The 14,688-nt window shown below is 72.9% G+C and carries 18 protein-coding genes; 10 read left to right on the top strand and 8 right to left on the bottom strand.

Annotation, left to right across the window (positions count from 1 at the left end; translation table 11 throughout):
* The first annotated feature begins 170 nt into the window (after positions 1 to 170).
* The gene (locus L1857_RS35505; RefSeq protein ID WP_275895931.1) at positions 171 to 299 is read left to right on the top strand and encodes a hotdog family protein; all 129 of its coding nucleotides are present in this window, start codon (positions 171 to 173) and stop codon (positions 297 to 299) included.
* A gap of 61 nt (positions 300 to 360) precedes the next feature.
* Complete coding sequence (locus L1857_RS31015) at positions 361 to 822, top strand: DUF4383 domain-containing protein (RefSeq protein ID WP_094006105.1); 462 nt, start codon at positions 361 to 363, stop codon at positions 820 to 822.
* Here the strand turns inward: L1857_RS31015 and L1857_RS31010 are convergent.
* On the bottom strand, positions 819 to 1,424 hold the full coding sequence (locus L1857_RS31010; protein WP_116114341.1) for a maleylpyruvate isomerase family mycothiol-dependent enzyme: 606 nt from the start codon (positions 1,422 to 1,424) through the stop codon (positions 819 to 821). The two genes, L1857_RS31015 and L1857_RS31010, sit on opposite strands and share 4 nt — an antisense overlap.
* A gap of 75 nt (positions 1,425 to 1,499) precedes the next feature.
* Here L1857_RS31010 and L1857_RS31005 point away from each other — a divergent pair, with 75 nt between their 5' ends.
* Entirely contained in the window at positions 1,500 to 1,919 is a 420-nt protein-coding gene (locus tag L1857_RS31005; RefSeq protein ID WP_094006107.1) for a MarR family winged helix-turn-helix transcriptional regulator, read from the top strand.
* Positions 1,920 to 2,044: 125 nt separating this feature from the next.
* On the opposite strand, the gene L1857_RS31000 is transcribed toward L1857_RS31005, so the two are convergent.
* From L1857_RS31000 to rfaE2, 4 genes are all read right to left on the bottom strand, one after another.
* On the bottom strand, positions 2,045 to 2,203 hold the full coding sequence (locus tag L1857_RS31000) for a hypothetical protein (RefSeq protein WP_167481443.1): 159 nt from the start codon (positions 2,201 to 2,203) through the stop codon (positions 2,045 to 2,047).
* Between the two features lie 68 nt (positions 2,204 to 2,271).
* Complete coding sequence (locus L1857_RS30995) at positions 2,272 to 2,985, bottom strand: methyltransferase domain-containing protein (protein WP_116114343.1); 714 nt, start codon at positions 2,983 to 2,985, stop codon at positions 2,272 to 2,274.
* Positions 2,986 to 2,990: 5 nt separating this feature from the next.
* Positions 2,991 to 3,791: a glycosyltransferase family 2 protein gene (locus tag L1857_RS30990; RefSeq protein ID WP_116114345.1), complete on the bottom strand. Its 801-nt coding sequence runs from the start codon at positions 3,789 to 3,791 to the stop codon at positions 2,991 to 2,993.
* Positions 3,788 to 5,293, bottom strand: a complete 1,506-nt coding sequence (rfaE2, locus tag L1857_RS30985; protein WP_249467081.1) for a D-glycero-beta-D-manno-heptose 1-phosphate adenylyltransferase — start codon at positions 5,291 to 5,293, stop codon at positions 3,788 to 3,790. Before rfaE2 ends, L1857_RS30990 begins: the two co-directional genes overlap by 4 nt.
* 153 nt (positions 5,294 to 5,446) lie before the next feature.
* Here rfaE2 and L1857_RS30980 point away from each other — a divergent pair, with 153 nt between their 5' ends.
* The gene (locus tag L1857_RS30980; protein WP_249467078.1) at positions 5,447 to 6,484 is read left to right on the top strand and encodes a glycosyltransferase family 9 protein; all 1,038 of its coding nucleotides are present in this window, start codon (positions 5,447 to 5,449) and stop codon (positions 6,482 to 6,484) included.
* On the opposite strand, the gene L1857_RS30975 is transcribed toward L1857_RS30980, so the two are convergent.
* Positions 6,485 to 7,585, bottom strand: coding sequence for an FUSC family protein (locus L1857_RS30975; protein WP_116114349.1), 1,101 nt, complete (start codon positions 7,583 to 7,585; stop codon positions 6,485 to 6,487). It lies immediately after the preceding gene.
* A 32-nt stretch (positions 7,586 to 7,617) separates the two neighbouring features.
* On the opposite strand from L1857_RS30975, the gene L1857_RS30970 reads away from it, so the two are divergent.
* On the top strand, positions 7,618 to 8,094 hold the full coding sequence (locus tag L1857_RS30970; RefSeq protein ID WP_167481442.1) for a GNAT family N-acetyltransferase: 477 nt from the start codon (positions 7,618 to 7,620) through the stop codon (positions 8,092 to 8,094).
* A gap of 7 nt (positions 8,095 to 8,101) precedes the next feature.
* Here the strand turns inward: L1857_RS30970 and L1857_RS30965 are convergent, their stop codons facing one another.
* Positions 8,102 to 8,848, bottom strand: a complete 747-nt coding sequence (locus tag L1857_RS30965) for a GAF and ANTAR domain-containing protein (protein WP_116114351.1) — start codon at positions 8,846 to 8,848, stop codon at positions 8,102 to 8,104.
* A 311-nt stretch (positions 8,849 to 9,159) separates the two neighbouring features.
* Entirely contained in the window at positions 9,160 to 9,588 is a 429-nt protein-coding gene (locus tag L1857_RS30960) for a cupin domain-containing protein (protein WP_094006197.1), read from the bottom strand.
* Between the two features lie 120 nt (positions 9,589 to 9,708).
* Between L1857_RS30960 and L1857_RS30955 the strand changes: the two genes are divergently transcribed.
* The 5 genes from L1857_RS30955 (at position 9,709) to L1857_RS30935 (ending at position 14,678) form a co-directional block, all read left to right on the top strand.
* On the top strand, positions 9,709 to 10,128 hold the full coding sequence (locus tag L1857_RS30955) for a CBS domain-containing protein (protein WP_094006113.1): 420 nt from the start codon (positions 9,709 to 9,711) through the stop codon (positions 10,126 to 10,128).
* Positions 10,129 to 10,165: 37 nt separating this feature from the next.
* On the top strand, positions 10,166 to 10,963 hold the full coding sequence (locus L1857_RS30950) for an SDR family NAD(P)-dependent oxidoreductase (RefSeq protein WP_116114353.1): 798 nt from the start codon (positions 10,166 to 10,168) through the stop codon (positions 10,961 to 10,963).
* Between the two features lie 160 nt (positions 10,964 to 11,123).
* On the top strand, positions 11,124 to 11,768 hold the full coding sequence (locus L1857_RS30945; protein WP_094006115.1) for a TetR/AcrR family transcriptional regulator: 645 nt from the start codon (positions 11,124 to 11,126) through the stop codon (positions 11,766 to 11,768).
* Positions 11,769 to 12,000: 232 nt separating this feature from the next.
* A complete protein-coding gene (locus L1857_RS30940; protein ID WP_249467075.1) occupies positions 12,001 to 13,077 on the top strand; it encodes an NAD-dependent epimerase/dehydratase family protein in 1,077 nt (358 codons plus the stop codon).
* Between the two features lie 11 nt (positions 13,078 to 13,088).
* On the top strand, positions 13,089 to 14,678 hold the full coding sequence (locus tag L1857_RS30935; protein ID WP_116114357.1) for a phytoene desaturase family protein: 1,590 nt from the start codon (positions 13,089 to 13,091) through the stop codon (positions 14,676 to 14,678).
* Positions 14,679 to 14,688: the final 10 nt, after the last annotated feature.

Raw genomic sequence — 14,688 nt, 5'->3', positions numbered from 1 at the left:
CCAGGGGTAGTGCTGTCGGAACGAGCCACCGCCCGGTCGTTCGCTGACGTGCCCCAGCGCTCCGGGCCGGAGTGGGCGAGCGCGGGGCCGTTCGGCGGGCTCATCGCCAGCGGCCGGCACACCGCGGGCCTGCAGATTCGCCGACCACTACCGCTCCCGCAACGCCAGCCTTGTCGGCGCGGGCGTCGCGCTCCAAGGCGGACCGCGGGCTCGTCCACACCCGCGGCGAGCTGCTCAACCAGGACGGCCAGGTCGTGCCGGGTCTCGTCGCGATGAATCTCGTCCGCCGCCGCGCGTGAACTGGTTTCGAAACGTTGCGGGGGGGCTATCCGGGGGTCACTTCGTCCCTAAGGAGTAGTCATGACCGGGCGTTCCGCAACCGCGACCACGGCTCGCAGGCCGGTGCAGGCCGCGGCCACCATCGTCGCCGCCGTGTTCCTGCTGGTCGGGATCCTCGGGTTCATCCCGGGCATCACGACGAACTACGGTGACCTCACCTTCGCCGGCCACCACTCCCGCGCGATGCTGCTGGGTGTCTTCGCGGTGTCCATCCTGCACAACCTCGTGCACCTGCTGTTCGGCATCGTCGGCCTGGCACTGGCCCGCACGCCGGGCGGCGCGCGCGGCTTCCTGGTGCTGGGCGGCTTCGTGTACCTGCTGCTGTGGGTCTACGGGCTGGTGATCGACCAGAACAGCGGCGCGAACTTCGTCCCGCTCAACAACGCCGACAACTGGCTGCACCTGGCCCTGGGGGTCGGCATGATCGCGCTCGGCTGGGGGCTCACCGCCGTCGAGCGCGGCCGGGAGAACCGCGCCGCCTAGATCCCGGTCAGCTGCGGGATGGTCGCGGTGCGGCCGGCCAGCAGCATGACCAGGGCCTGGATCGGACCGCGGACCTCCGCGCCCTCGCCCGCGCTCCAGTCGGCGTCCGTTGCGATGAGACGGTGGCCGGCCAGGCGTTTGCGGGCGTGGAACGGGAAACCGATGTCCCACAGGTGGTCCGCGGCCGCGACCGCCGCGTCGGCAGGCATCGGCAGGCGCCTGCCGAGCGGCATCGCGATGTCCTGCGTGTGGACGTGCACGTCCATCAGCGCGTTGTCGAGGGACTGCCGGGGCGCGAGACGGCGGACGCCGATCGCGCCCCGCAGCATGTCCACCACCTCGGCCGGTGAGTGCCGCGCCGCCTCCCGCTTGGTCAGGTCGTGGACCATGCGGTTGAAGCTGCCGCGTGCCCGGATCGCCGCCTTGAGGGCGGCGCCGACGCTGAGGTAGGGGGCCAGCGCCACGTGCGTCACGACGTCGTGGACGGTCCAGTCGTCACACAGCGACGGGTGGGCCCGCTCGGCGTCGGTCAGGGATTCGAAGAGGTCGGCCAGCCGCGTGCGCTCCGCGTCGATCGCCAGCCACTTGTCGTTGTGGTCCATGGGAACCTCGCCCGAAAGTGGTAAGATAGTCTGACTACTTTAATCAAAGCCTCTGACTATCGTCAAGGAGCGGGCGTGAACACCGGACTGCTGCTCTACATCCCGTACCGGCACCTGGAGAACCGGGTGATGGACGCGATCCGCGCCGCGGGGTTCGACCTGACGCTCGCGCAGGCGCGGTTGTTGCAGCGGCTCAACCCGGGCGGCAGCCGGTTGACGGAGCTGGCCGAGGCGGCGCAGGTGACCAAGCAGACCGCCGGGTTCCTGGTCGACCAGCTGGAGCGGGCCGGGTACGTGCAGCGGATGCCGGACCCGCGCGACGGCCGGGCGCGCCTGATCCACGGCACGGACAAGGCCCGCGAGGCGGTACCGCACGCGGAAGCCGAGATAGCCCGGATCGAGGCCGAGTGGGAGAAGCACGTGGGCAAGCGGCGGTTGACCCAGCTGCGGGAGACGCTGGAGAAGCTGTGCGAGATCACCGATCCCTACCGCTGAGCCGCAGCCGAAGAGGGTCGCGGCCGGGGGTGAACCGCGCCAGCCGTCAACCGAACCGTCCGCGTCCCTGATGCGCCACCTGCCCGCGCCCCGGCCACGGACCAGGCCAGGGCGGGACGCGGCGCTCAGGACTGCGCGTCGGAGGTGGGTTGCTCGGTCTCGTCGTGCTGCCAGAGCGCCGACCACACCAGCCCGCGGTTCTCGGTGCCGCCGGTCCGGGTCGTGCTCTCGGGCTGCTCCGGCCACAGGTTGATCGCACCCGCCGGAATCCTGTGGGTCGTCATGCGGGTCACGGTAGGCATCGCGCGGTCCACCCCCGCCGACGGGAGGGCGCCGGTGCGAGTCAGGTCACTCAGTCGAAGAATCGGGACATGTGTCCCGCGTCCGGTTCCTCCGCCGAACCGTCCTTGACCGGCCGCAGCTCGGCGAAGATGCTCGCCCCGTCGCAGCCCGCGTGCAGCGGGAACCACGTGCGCGACGACCCCGGCCGCCGGCAGATGCCCTTGATCGTCTGCACGTCCAGCAGCCGCACGTGCGTCGGATCGGCCACCGCGTTCACGTAGCGCCACCACGGGGACAGCACGTAGGCGATGCCGTCCGGCCGCAGCACCCGGTGCACCTCGTCCACCAGCGGCAGGAAGTCGATCAGGTGCTCCAGGATGTGCACCAGGAACACCCGGTCCGCGCACGAGTCCGCGAACGGCAGCGGCCCGGACAGGTCGGCCACCACGTCCACCTCGCGGGTGGTCACCAGGTCCACGCCCAGGTTGCCCGGGTACTGCTTCTGCCCGCCGCAGCCCAGGTCCAGGATCAGCGGGTCCCGCCCGCCGACCCGCACGCGGTCCCACACGGCGAACACCCCGTCCAGCCGCCCGATCAGCTCGCGCGCGGTGTCCAGGTGCGCGCGTTCGCCGACCTCGCCGGTCAGGTGCGCCACGCCGCGGTCGAAGCGGACCCCGAGGTCGAGGCCACGCAACCGCTCGTCGTGTTTGAAGAGTTCGTCCGCCGCCCGGCTCAGGAATGCGTCGCGGAGCCGGAGGCGCTGCTCGGAAACGGGCTCGCTCATGATCCTCACGGGGGAACGACGTCGTAGGCTTCGGTGTCCCGGTTCACCACCGTGGTCGGTGACTCCAGGTGCACGGCGCCGGTGGGCAGGATGCCCGCCGCCCCGTACTTGGCCGCGACCTTCATCTGGGCCAGCACGTCCTCACCGCAGTGCTCCGGGGGCAGCTGCTGCCAGAACTCGAACCCGCCGACGTTCACCAGCGCCTCGCGGTCGAACATCGCGCAGCCGCCGACCCAGGCCACCTTGTAGGCTGTCCACTTCGGACGGTGCCACACCCGCTCCGACAGGTGCGTCGGGTTGGCCGCGTTGTGCAGGGTCCAGCGCTGCCATTCGCGCGTGCCGGGCGTGATCTGCTCCGGCTCGGGGCTGCCCTCCCACTCCTCGTACGGCTCCAGCTCGTCCGGCCGCCGATCGTCCAGGTAGGACAGTCCGGTGACGGCGTTGCCGACCATGCCGCAGCCCAGCTCGGTGATCGCCGAGTGCAGGCGGGTGATCGCCCCGGGTTCGAGCCACACGTCGTCGTCCAGGAACAGCACGTAGTCCGCTTTGGACTGGTCCAGCAGGTGGTTCCGCTGCTGTGCCAGCCCGCGCCGGGGCAGGTTCCGGCTCAGGTGCACCGGGTGCCCGCGGTGCCGCAGCACCCGCACCATCGCCTGGACCGGTGGGGAGTCGTAGGACGCGTCCCCATCGGACTGGTCGGCCACGTGCACGGCGAAGTCCGGGAAGTCCTGCGCGGCCAGGCCGGACAGCGTCACGGCCAGCTCGGCGGGCCGCTCGCGCGTCGGGATGAGGACGTCGACCCTCACGCGCCCTCCCCGACCGGGGCCGAGGTCCGGATCTTCTCGATGACCGATGTCGTCGAATGGTCCGCGACGTAGCCGAGCACGCGGACCTCGCCACCGTAGGCGCGCACGGTCGGCGCCTCGGGCAGCATGTTCTCCGTGTAGTCGCCGCCCTTGACGTAGAGCTGCGGCTCGAGGAGCTTCAGCAACTCGATCGGGGTGTCCTCTTCGAACACCGCGACGTGGTCCACACAGCTGAGCGCGGACAGCACGGCCGCGCGGTCCTGCGCCGTGTTCACCGGCCGGTCCGCGCCCTTGAGCCGGCGCACGCTCTCGTCGGAGTTGACCGCGACGATCAGCACGTCCCCGAGCCGCTTGGCCTCGTTGAGGTAGGTGATGTGCCCGCGGTGCAGCACGTCGAAGCAGCCGTTGGTGAACACGACCCGCCGCCCGGCCTCGCGGTGTGCGGCGACGGCGCGGGCGAGTTCGCCGGCGGGCACCGCGGCCTCGCGTTCCCGGCTCAGCGCCAGGGAAAGCTCGGCGGGCGTGCAGATCGCCGTGCCGTCCTTGTGCACCACGACGTTCGCCGCCGCCTGCGCCAGCTCCATGCAGCTCGTGGTCGGCAGGCCCGCGGCCCGGGTCAGCACGAGCGCGGCCGCGAACGTGTCCCCGGCGCCGCTGGCCTGGCTTTCCGGCGCGGGATCGGCCCACGTGCGGTAGCCGCGGCCCTCGCCGGTGAGCAACATCGCGCCGTGCCGGTCCATGGTCACGACCGCGGCCGCCGCGCCGGTCTTGTCGAGCAGCGTCCGCCGCTCGTCTTCGAACAGGCGCGCCCGCTCCTCGCCCGGTTCGGGCAGCTCGGCGCCGAGCAGGTGCGCGGCCTCGGCGGCGTTGGGCGTGACGAGGTCGGGGCGGGCCTGCTGCCAGTGCTCGAAGTCGTGCGCGTCGACGACCAGCAGCGGGATGTCCGCGCGCAGCCGCGCCACCGCGTCCCGCAGGGGCTTGCCGAGCAGGCCGTTGCCGTAGTCGCACACCATGAGCGCGTCCGCGCCGGCCAGCGACTTTTCCAGCGCCTGGGTGAGGCGGTTCGTCTGGACCGCGGGCAGGTCGTCGCGGTCGCCCTCGTCGAAGCGCAGCATCACCTGGTCGTCGGCGACCACGCGCTGCTTGCTGATGCTGCGCCGCGCCGGTGCGGTGAGCAGGTTCGCCGTGTCGACGCCGTGGGAGTCCAGCAGCGCGGCCAGTTCCCGGCCGGGTTCGTCGTCGCCGACGACGCTGACGAACCGGACCCGCGCGCCCAGCGCGGCCAGGTTCGCCGCGGTGTTCGCCGCCCCGCCCGGCGACAGGGCACGCGCCCCCACGTCGACGACGGGCGCCGGGGCCTCGCGGCAGATGCGTTCGCAGTGGCCGGACAGCCACACGTCCAGGATCGCGTCGCCGAGCACCACGACCGTGGGCGCGGTCTCCGACAGCAGCCGGACGAGGTCCGGCGTGATGGGGGCCACGTCCTTGGTCTCGCCTGCCATGTCCACCTCCGCTTCTTCTCCTGCTCCACCAGTAGCCGGATCTTGGGCTGCGAAACATTTCTGTTTGCTGCCTGCGGAAACGGGCACCTTGCGGGCGTGGTGAACTCGGAGCTTGGGCCGGCCGTCGGCCCGATCGAAGCGAAGTGGCCGGATGTGCGCAGGATCGCCGTGCTGCGCGGCGGTGGTCTGGGGGACCTGCTGTTCGCGGTGCCGGCGATGGCCGCGCTGCGCGGCGCCTACCCGGACGCCGAGATCGTGTTGCTGGGCACGGAACTGCACCGTGAGCTGTTCGCCGGGCGCCCGTCGCCGGTGACGGAGGTGCGGCCGCTGCCGCCGTACGAGAACGTGCACGAGCCCGCGGGCCAGCCGTTCGACGAGGCCGAGCAGCGGGCGTGGTTCGACGCGCTGAAGCCGGTCGACCTGGCGGTGCAGCTGCACGGCGGCGGGCGGAACTCGAATCCCTTTCTGCGCAAGCTGGAACCGCGGTACCTGGTCGGCGCGCGGACCCCGGACGCGGCGGAGGCGGACCGGTGGCTGCCGTTCCGCTACTACCAGCACGAGGTGCTGCGGGCGCTGGAGGTCGTCGGGCTGGCCGGGGCGCGGCCGGTGGAGCTGGAGCCGTCGATCGTGGTGACCGACGCGGACCGCGCGGCGGCGGCTCCGGCGCTCGACGGGCTGCCGGAGCCGCTGGTCGTGGTGCACCCCGGGGCCGGTGACCCGCGCCGGCGGTGGCCCGCGGAGCGGTTCGCCGAGATCGCGGCCAAGCTCGCGGCGAGCGGCCGGGGAGTGGTGGTGATCGGGGCGCCCGACGAGCGTGAGCTGGTGGAGCGGGTGGCCGGGATGGCCGGGCCGCCGGTGCGGCCGCTGACGTCGCTGAGCATGTCCGCGCTGGTCGGGGTGCTGGACCGGTGCTCGGCGTTCGCCGGCAACGACAGCGGGCCGCGGCACCTGGCGGCGGCGGTCGGCGCGCCGACGGTCAGCGTGTACTGGATGGGCAACGTGGTCAACGCCGGGCCGCTCGGCCGGTCGCGGCACCGGGTGCTGATCTCGTGGATGTCGAACTGCCCGGTGTGCGGCGTGGACTGCACGCGCGAGGACCTGCCCCGCTGCGCGCACGACGATTCCTTCGTGGCGACGGTGTCGGTGGACGACGTGCTGGGCGAGCTGGAGGAACTGCTCGCCGGACGGTGATCACCGCGGTGCGGCCGTCTCCAGCACGCGCATCGAGCGGGCCACCGCGAGCAGCGCGGCGTCCTCGGCCTGCCGGGTCACCGTCGTGACCTGGTCGAGCCGCACCCGGCCGTCCAGCTCGCGGTGGCGCGCGGCCAGCTCGTCCAGGTAGCCGGGCAGATCGGTGAGCCGGTCGTCGGTCTGGTCCAGGCACGCGACGGCCCCCGCCAGCTGGCCGAGCAGCCGCGCGTACCCGGGGGTGAACTCGCGGTCGGCCTCGTCCTGCTGCGCCGCCGTGAGCAGCGCCTCGGTGATGCGTTTCACCTGCTCGGAGACTTCTGTGAGCACGCTCAGCGGCGACTCGAAGGACGAGGGCAGGGGGCTGCGGCCGCGGCGGCGGTGCACCAGCCAGCGGATGTTGAACCGCACGCTCTCCCGCCCCCAGCTGACCGCCTCGTCGGCCTTCCGCACCGTCGAATCGAGACGCCGGGCGTGCCGCAGCCACCGGGACGCCGTGTCGGAGTCCCACTCGTCGCGCAGGTCGCCCGCGATCGAGCGCAGCAGGTCGCGCACCTCGGCGGCGAGCGCGGTCACCGCGTCGCGGGTGTGCCGGAGGTGGACCGGCGGCAGGATCACCGTGTTCACCGCGAGCCCGATCGCCGCGCCGAGGACGCTCTCGGCCATGCGTTCGGCCAGGTAGAGCAGGTTCCCTGCGGTGCCGTAGGAGATCATCAGCAACGCGGTCACCCCGACCCAGATCCCGCTGCTGCCGAACCGGTGCCACTGGCCGAGCAGCATCCCGACGAACACCGCGGCCGCGAGCGCCAGCACCGGCTGCGGGATCAGGTGGGCCGCGGCGTAGGCGACGGCCAGCCCGAGCAGCAGCGCGGCCGTCTGCTGCGCGGCGTTGGTCAGCGAGCGGTAGACGGTGGCGGTCATCAGGAACACCGCGGCGTACGGCGCGATGAACGACTGCGGCGACGGGATCACCAGGCGCGCGACGAGCCAGGCGAGCACCGCGGCGAGCGCCATCTTCAGCGCCTGCACGATCGCCTCGCGCTCGCGCCCGGGGAAGCGCAGCGCCCGCGAGAACCAGGACCAGGGGGACAAAATTCGTGTCATCGATCTGGCGATACCCGGTCACACTGGTCGCCATGCGCATCAGGACGGCCACCGCGGCCGATTTCGACCGGCTGCCGGAGATCGAACGCTCGGCGGGGGAGTGCTTCCGCGACGTCGGGATGCCCGAGATCGCCGACGACGAGCTGCCCGCGCCGGAGGAGCTGGCGCGCTACCCGTTCGCCTGGGTGGCCGCCGACCCGGAGCCGGTGGCGTACCTGGTCGCGGAGCCGGTGGACGGGGCGCTGCACATCGAGCAGGTGTCGGTGCACGCCGCCGTCGCGCGGCGCGGCATCGGGCGGGCGCTGATCGAGGAGGCCGCGCGGGCGGGTTTCCCCGCGCTCACGCTGACCACGTTCGCGGAGGTGCCGTGGAACGCGCCGTACTACGAGCGGTGCGGCTTCGTGCGGCTGGCCGGGGACGAGCTGACGCCGGGGCTGCGCCGGATCCGCGCGCGGGAGGCCGCCCGCGGGCTGGACCGGTGGCCCCGGGTCGCCATGCGCCGCGGCTGACCGGGGCTCAGCGTGACCGCACGGATTCCAGCAGATCGATGGCCACCTGGCGGAGTTTGATGTTCTGCCGCTGCGACTGGTCCACCAGCCGGTCGAACGCCTCGGCCGCGCTGATGCCGTGCACCGCCATCAGCACCCCCTTGGCCTGGTCGATCTCGGCCCGCGAGGTGAGCGCGTTCTCCAGGTGCCGGATCTGCTGGCGCGCGTGGTACCAGCGCCGCGCGTTGCTGATGGCCGCGGAGGCGGCGCCGGTGAACAACCGCATCAGCTTCTGGTCGAACGGGTCGAAGGCGCCGTCGATCCGGCTGTACAGGTTCAGCGAACCGACCAGCTCGTCGCCGTCGCGGGTGCCGCTGCCGAGCAGCAACGGCACGGCGAGGAACGTCAGGACCCCGCGATCCTGTGCGGCGGCGGCGAACTCGGCCCAGCCCTCACTGTCCGGTTTGGACATCGCGCGGACCGGTTCGCGCGTGGTGACGGCGAGCAGGCACGGTCCGTCGCCCGCCGCGTACTGGGCCTGGTCGATCCCGATCAGCTCGTCGTCGGTGATGGCGGCGGTGCGCGGGCCGGCGTCGTCGAGCAGGGTGACGCTGACCGCGTCGGCGTCCGCGATCGCGTTCACCGCGGTTTCGGCGAGCCGCCGCAGTACCGCGTCGAGGGGCTCCTCGTCGTCGAGGCCGACGCGCAGGTTCTCCAGTGCGAGGGTGACGTCGTCGAGTCTGGCCAGTGGCGCGGGCCGCTCGGGTCTGGTCATGTGTCGGTTCTCTCCGCGTGTGCGCTGCCCGGCATGCCGCCGGACCGCCGCGCGGGCAGCGAGCGGGGGACGGGTGCCGTGATGGGGTGGGTGATCCGGGATCCGGGGAGGATCAGAACCGGAGCCTTCCCACTGCGGATGAGCGCGGATGTATCCGCCGGAGTTCGTTCATCGTCAAGCCCTTCGCCTCTGTGGTGCCGTCCGCCGTTCGGACGGCGCGGGCGCCGGCTGCTTGACGCTGGCGAGGATCATACGTGGCGCCGGGGTGGCGCCCAACAGAGCCCGGAGAAGTGGGGTTGAGCCGGCTCGGCTCAGGAATCCGGTTCGTCCACCGGAGACCAGAGGCTGGGCAGGTTGACCACGATGCCGTCCTGGCTGCTGCGGGCGATGATCACGACCGCGTCCTCGTCGCCGGGATTCTCCTCGCGGTGCGGAACCCACGGTGGCACGAAGACGTAGTCGCCTGGCTCGGTCTCCAGCCGGATCTCTTCGTCGCCATCGGCGAACACGAACACCGGGTGCCCGGACTTCACGTAGATCGCCGTCTCGGCCTCACCGTGGTGGTGGTCACCGGAATTGGTGTGCGGGCCCACGTGCGTCTCGCCCATCCAGACCTTCTCCGAGCCCGCGGTCTTGCCGGACACGGCCTCCAGACGGCGCATCCCGCTGGTCTGCGCGGTGTCGCCGGTCAGCTCGCTGCCCTTGATGTGCCGCAACGGGCGGTGCCAGGCGTCGGTCACGGGCGCGTCCTCCTGCTCCGGTGAAGTGCTCTCGTCCACGGTAGCCGGTTTCGGCGGCCCCGATCGGGGAACGGCATCGGGGGAAGGGATGACAACCCACTGCGAGGAGGTCGGAAAACCATGGCGCAGCTCGTGCGCGACGTGATGACCCGCAACCCGGTGACGCTGTCCGCGGACACCCCGGTGCGGCAGGCCGCGCAAGCCATGCGGGAGAAGGACATCGGCAACGTCCTGGTCCGCGACGGCGACCGGCTGGCCGGCATCGTGACCGATCGCGATTTGGTGGTTCGCGCGCTGGCGGACAAGGACGACCCGGCGAGCTGCACGCTGGGCGAGGTGTGCAGCGGCGAGCTGGTCACCGCGAGCCCGGAGGAGCCGGCCGACGCCGCCGTCCAGCGGATGCGGCAGCACGCCGTGCGGCGGATCGCGGTGGTCGACCACGACCAGCCGGTGGGTGTCGTGTCGGTCGGTGACGCCGCGATCGAGCGCGACCCGTCATCGGCGCTCGGTGACATCAGCGCGGCGCGCGGCAACGCGTGACCCGAGTGGGCGGTCCGGATCGGGGTAACCGCCCGGCATGACCAACGCACTGACGAGACCGCTGGCGGTCGTCACCGGTGCCTCCACCGGGATCGGCCGCGAGCTGGCGAAGCAGTTCGCCTCGCACGGCTACGACCTCGTGATCGCCGCGGAGAACGCGGAACTCGACGACGCCCAGCGCGAGCTGATGGCGCTCGGGGCGCAGGTACTGGCCGTGCGGGGCGATCTCGCGAGTTACGACGGAGTCGAGAACCTGGTCGCCGCGGTGGCGTCGGTGGACCGCCCGCTGGCCGCGCTGGCCGTCAACGCCGGGGTCGGGGTGGGCGGCGCCTTCGTCGACGGGACGCTGCGGGACGAGCTGAACGTGATCCACCTGAACGTGACCTCGGCGGTGCACCTGACCCGGCGCCTGCTGCCGGGGATGGTCGAGCAGGCCGCGGGGCGGGTGCTGTTCACCTCGTCGGTCGCGGCGATGACTCCCGGCCCGTTCCAGGCCGTGTACAACGCGACGAAGGCTTTCCTGGCGTCGTTCGCCGAGGCGCTGCGCGAGGAGCTGAAGGACAGCGGGGTGACGGTCACGGCGTTGCTGCCGGGGCCGACGGACACCGAGTTCTTCGAGCGCGCCGGGATGACCGACACCAAGATCGCGCAGGGCCCCAAGGACGATCCGGCGGAGGTCGCCGAGCAGGGGTTCGCGGCGATGATGGCGGGCAAGGACAAGGTGATCGCCGGTTCGGCGCGCAACAAGGTCCAGGCCGCGGCCGCGCGCGCCGTGCCGGACACCGTGAAGGCGGCGATGCACCGCCGGATGGCCGAACCGGGTTCGGGCGATTAGTCCTCTGTGGACCGCACCAGGAGCACCGCGGTGAGGTCCTCCGGACATCTCGCTCGTTGGCCTGGTGGACGGCTGTACGCTGAGTTTCGCCTGGTCGAGCGGGCAACGCGGCGGCGGGAACCGCTCAGCAGTGGACGGTCGTCCGGGATAGACTGGCCGGGTGGCGGAAGCGCGTGTCGACAAGCGGGTGCAGCGCGGGCTGCGGTCGCGGCGGGTGATCCTGGACCGGGCGATGGACATCGCGTCGGTGGAGGGGCTGGAGAGCCTGTCCGTGCGGCGGCTGGCGACCGAGCTGGACGTGAGCAAGAGCGGGGTGTTCGCGCAGTTCGGGTCGAAGGAAGAGCTGCAGCTGGCCACGGTGCGCGCGGCGATCGAGGTGTTCGTGGGCAAGGTCGTGAAGCCCGCGCGGAAGGCCCCGGCGGGGATCCGGCGGGTGTGGGCGCTGGCCGAGGCGTGGCTGGCGTACGTGCGGCAGCCGGTGTTCGAGGGCGGGTGTTTCTTCATCGCGACGGCGGCCGAGTTCGACGCGCGCCCGGGCCGCGTACGCGACGCGATAGCCGCCGGCCGGCGCGACTGGCAGACCCTCTACCGCACGACGATCGCCGAGGCGCAGGAGATGGGCGAGATCGCCGCGGACGTGGACGCCGGGCAGCTGGCCTTCGAGCTGGACGCGCTCACCCGGGCGGCCGCGGAAGACGCCCTCCTGCACGACGACCCATCCCGCTACGACTACGCCCACCGAGCGATCCGCACGCGCCTCGCCACGGTGGCGACACCCGGGGCACCCACACTGCCGGAGGACTGACCCTGGGGCGCCGCCCCGGCTGGGGGGCGGCTGTCCGCGCCCGGTCCGTGGGAGGGCTGAGGCGGGTGAGGCTACGCGCCCCGGATGGGGCGCCGCGCCCGCTGCGCCGCCCGGTTCGGATGGTGGCGGCTCCGCGCGCCCGCTTTGCCGAGGGCACACGCGCCGCGCCCATGGCGCGGAGAAGTTCCGGTACCCGGGGTTAGCCGGCGCGCCCGGGTGGAACACGTCCGCCATGAAGGTCGTCGTCACCGGGGCGTCCGGCAGTCTCGGCACCGCGTTCCTGCGCGCGGCCGCCCGCAGGCCGGACTGGGAGGTCGTCGGGCTGGCGCGGCGCGTCCCGGACGGCCGTCCACCCTACGACCGCGCCCACTGGGTCCCCTGCGACCTCGACTCCGACGACGCCCCGGACCTCCTGCCGAAGGTCTTCGCCGGGGCGGACGCCGTCGTCCACCTCGCCTGGGCCATCCACCCCGCCGTGGACGAGCCGCCGCGCAACCGGACCAACATCGAGGGCTCCCAGGAGGTCCTGGCAGCCGTCGCCGGCGCCGGGGTTCCCCGGCTCGTCTGCGCCTCCTCCGTCGCCGCCTACACGCCCGCCCCGCGCTGGACCCGCGTCGCCGAGGACTGGCCCCGCACCGGCGTCCCCGGCAGCGCCTACAGCCGCGACAAGGCCCGCCTCGAACGACTCGTCGAACTGTTCGCCCGCCAGCACCCGGACGTCCGCGTCGCGGTGTTCCGGCCGTGCGCCGTCGCCCAGTACGACTCCGGCGGCCAGCTCGCGCGCTGGACCCTGAGCCCCCTCCTGCCGCCCGCGGTGATCGGCAACCGCCTGCTCCCGGTGCCGCTGTGGGACGGTCTGCGCGTCCAGGCCGTGCACGCCGCCGACGTCGCCGACGCCATCTGCCTCATGCTCGACCACCACGCGGAGGGCGCCTTCAACCTCGCCGCCGAACCCGTCCTCGGCGTCCACGACCTCGCCGAGCTGTTCGGCGGCTTCCGGGTGCCGGTGCCGCGCCGGCTGGTCACCGGCCTCGCCCTGCCGACCTGGCGGCTCGGGCTGCAGCCGATGCACCCGGGCTGGCTCACCCTCGCCGACCAGGCGCCGCTGATCGACACCACCCGCGCCCGCGCCCAGCTGGGCTGGGAACCCCGCCACGACGCGAAGGAGGCGCTCGCCGAACTGGTCGCCGGCATGCGCGACGGCAGCGGCACCGGCAGCGGGCCGCTGGCGCCGCGCGCTGCGGAATCGTGGCTGGAGCGGTTGGCTGGGATCAGGCTGGGCCGGCCCAGCCGCCAGACGCAGGCCTAGAAGGGAGCCTCGTGACCGAAACTGTCGACGCGGTCGTCGTGGGCGCGGGTCAGAACGGGCTCGTGGCGGCGAACGTGCTCGCCGACGCCGGCTGGAGCGTGCTCGTGCTCGAGGCCGAGCCGGAGCCGGGCGGGGCGGTGCGCAGCGCCGAGATCACCGCGCCCGGGTTCCTCAGCGACCTGTACAGCGCGTTCTACCCGCTCGGCTACGCGTCGCCGGTGCTGCGGGAACTCGGCCTGGACTCCTACGGCCTGGTGTGGCAGCACGCGCCGCTGGTGCTCGCGCACGTCCTGCCCGACGACCGGGCCGTGGCGCTGTCCCGGGACCTCGACGAGACGGCCGCCTCGGTCGCGGCCTTCGCCGCCGCGGACGGCGACGCCTGGCGCGACGCGTTCGACCAGTGGCAGCGCGTGCGGCACGACCTGCTGGAATCGGTCCTGCGCCCGTTTCCGCCGGTGCGGTCGGCGTCGAAGCTGGTGCGGAAGATCGGAGTCGCGGAAGCCCTCCGGCTCGTCCGGATGGTGACGCTGCCGGTGCGGCGCCTCGGCGAGGAACTGTTCGACGGCGAAGGCGCGCGGCTGCTGTTCGCCGGCAACGCCCTGCACACCGACCTCGGCCCGGACAACGCCGGCAGCGGTGTGTTCGGGTGGCTGCTGGGGATGGCCGGGCAGGACGTGGGGTTCCCGGTGCCGGAAGGCGGCGCGGACCGGATCGTCACCGCCCTCGTCCGCCGCCTGGCCGACCGCGGCGGCCGGGTCGAGTGCAACCGCCGGGTGCGGAACGTGCTCGTCGCCGGCAACCGGGCGATGGGCGTGCGGGACGAGCACGGCGAACCGGTCCGGGCCAGGCGGGCGGTGCTGGCGGACGTGCCGGCGCCGGCGCTGTACCGGGAGCTGGTCGGGGAGGAACACCTGCCCGCGCGGCTGGTGTCCGACCTGGACCGGTTCCAGTGGGACAACGCCACGATCAAGGTCGACTGGGCCCTGTCCGGGACGATCCCGTGGACGGCCGAGCAGGCGCGCCGGTCGGGCGTGGTGCACCTGGACGCCGATCTCGACGGGCTGACCGCCTACGGCGCGGACCTGGCCCGCGGCCGGGTGCCCGAGCGGCCGTTCCTGCTGCTCGGCCAGATGACGACGACCGATCCGTCCCGCTCGCCCGCGGGAACGGAGTCGGTGTGGGCGTACACGCACGTCCCCCGGGGCGAGAAGTGGGACCGGAGCAGGCTGGAGCGGTACGCCGACCGGATGCAGGAGATCGTCGAGCAGCGAGCGCCCGGTTTCACGAGCCTGATCCAGGGGCGGTGCGTGCAGGGGCCGGGCGAGCTGGAGGCGCACAACGCGAGCCTCGCGGAGGGCGCGATCAACGCCGGCACCGCGGCGATCCACCAGCAGTTCGTGTTCCGGCCGGTGCCCGGGCTGGCCAGGGCGGACACGCCCGTCGACCGGTTGTACCTGGCGGGCGCCTCGGCTCATCCCGGTGGGGCCGTGCACGGCGCCCCGGGAGCGAACGCGGCCCGGGCGGCGCTGGCCCGGAACGGGCTGGTGGGCGGGCTGTACGGGGGGATGATCAAGGCAGCCCACCGGGCGATCTACTCGTGAGGCCGGTGAA

Origin of the sequence: Amycolatopsis thermalba (genome assembly GCF_023376025.1) — a bacterium.
Classification (GTDB): Bacteria; Actinomycetota; Actinomycetes; order Mycobacteriales; family Pseudonocardiaceae; genus Amycolatopsis_E; species Amycolatopsis_E thermalba.
The sequence above is the reverse complement of the archived record's forward strand: the minus strand, read 5'-3'. Positions and strand labels throughout refer to the sequence as shown.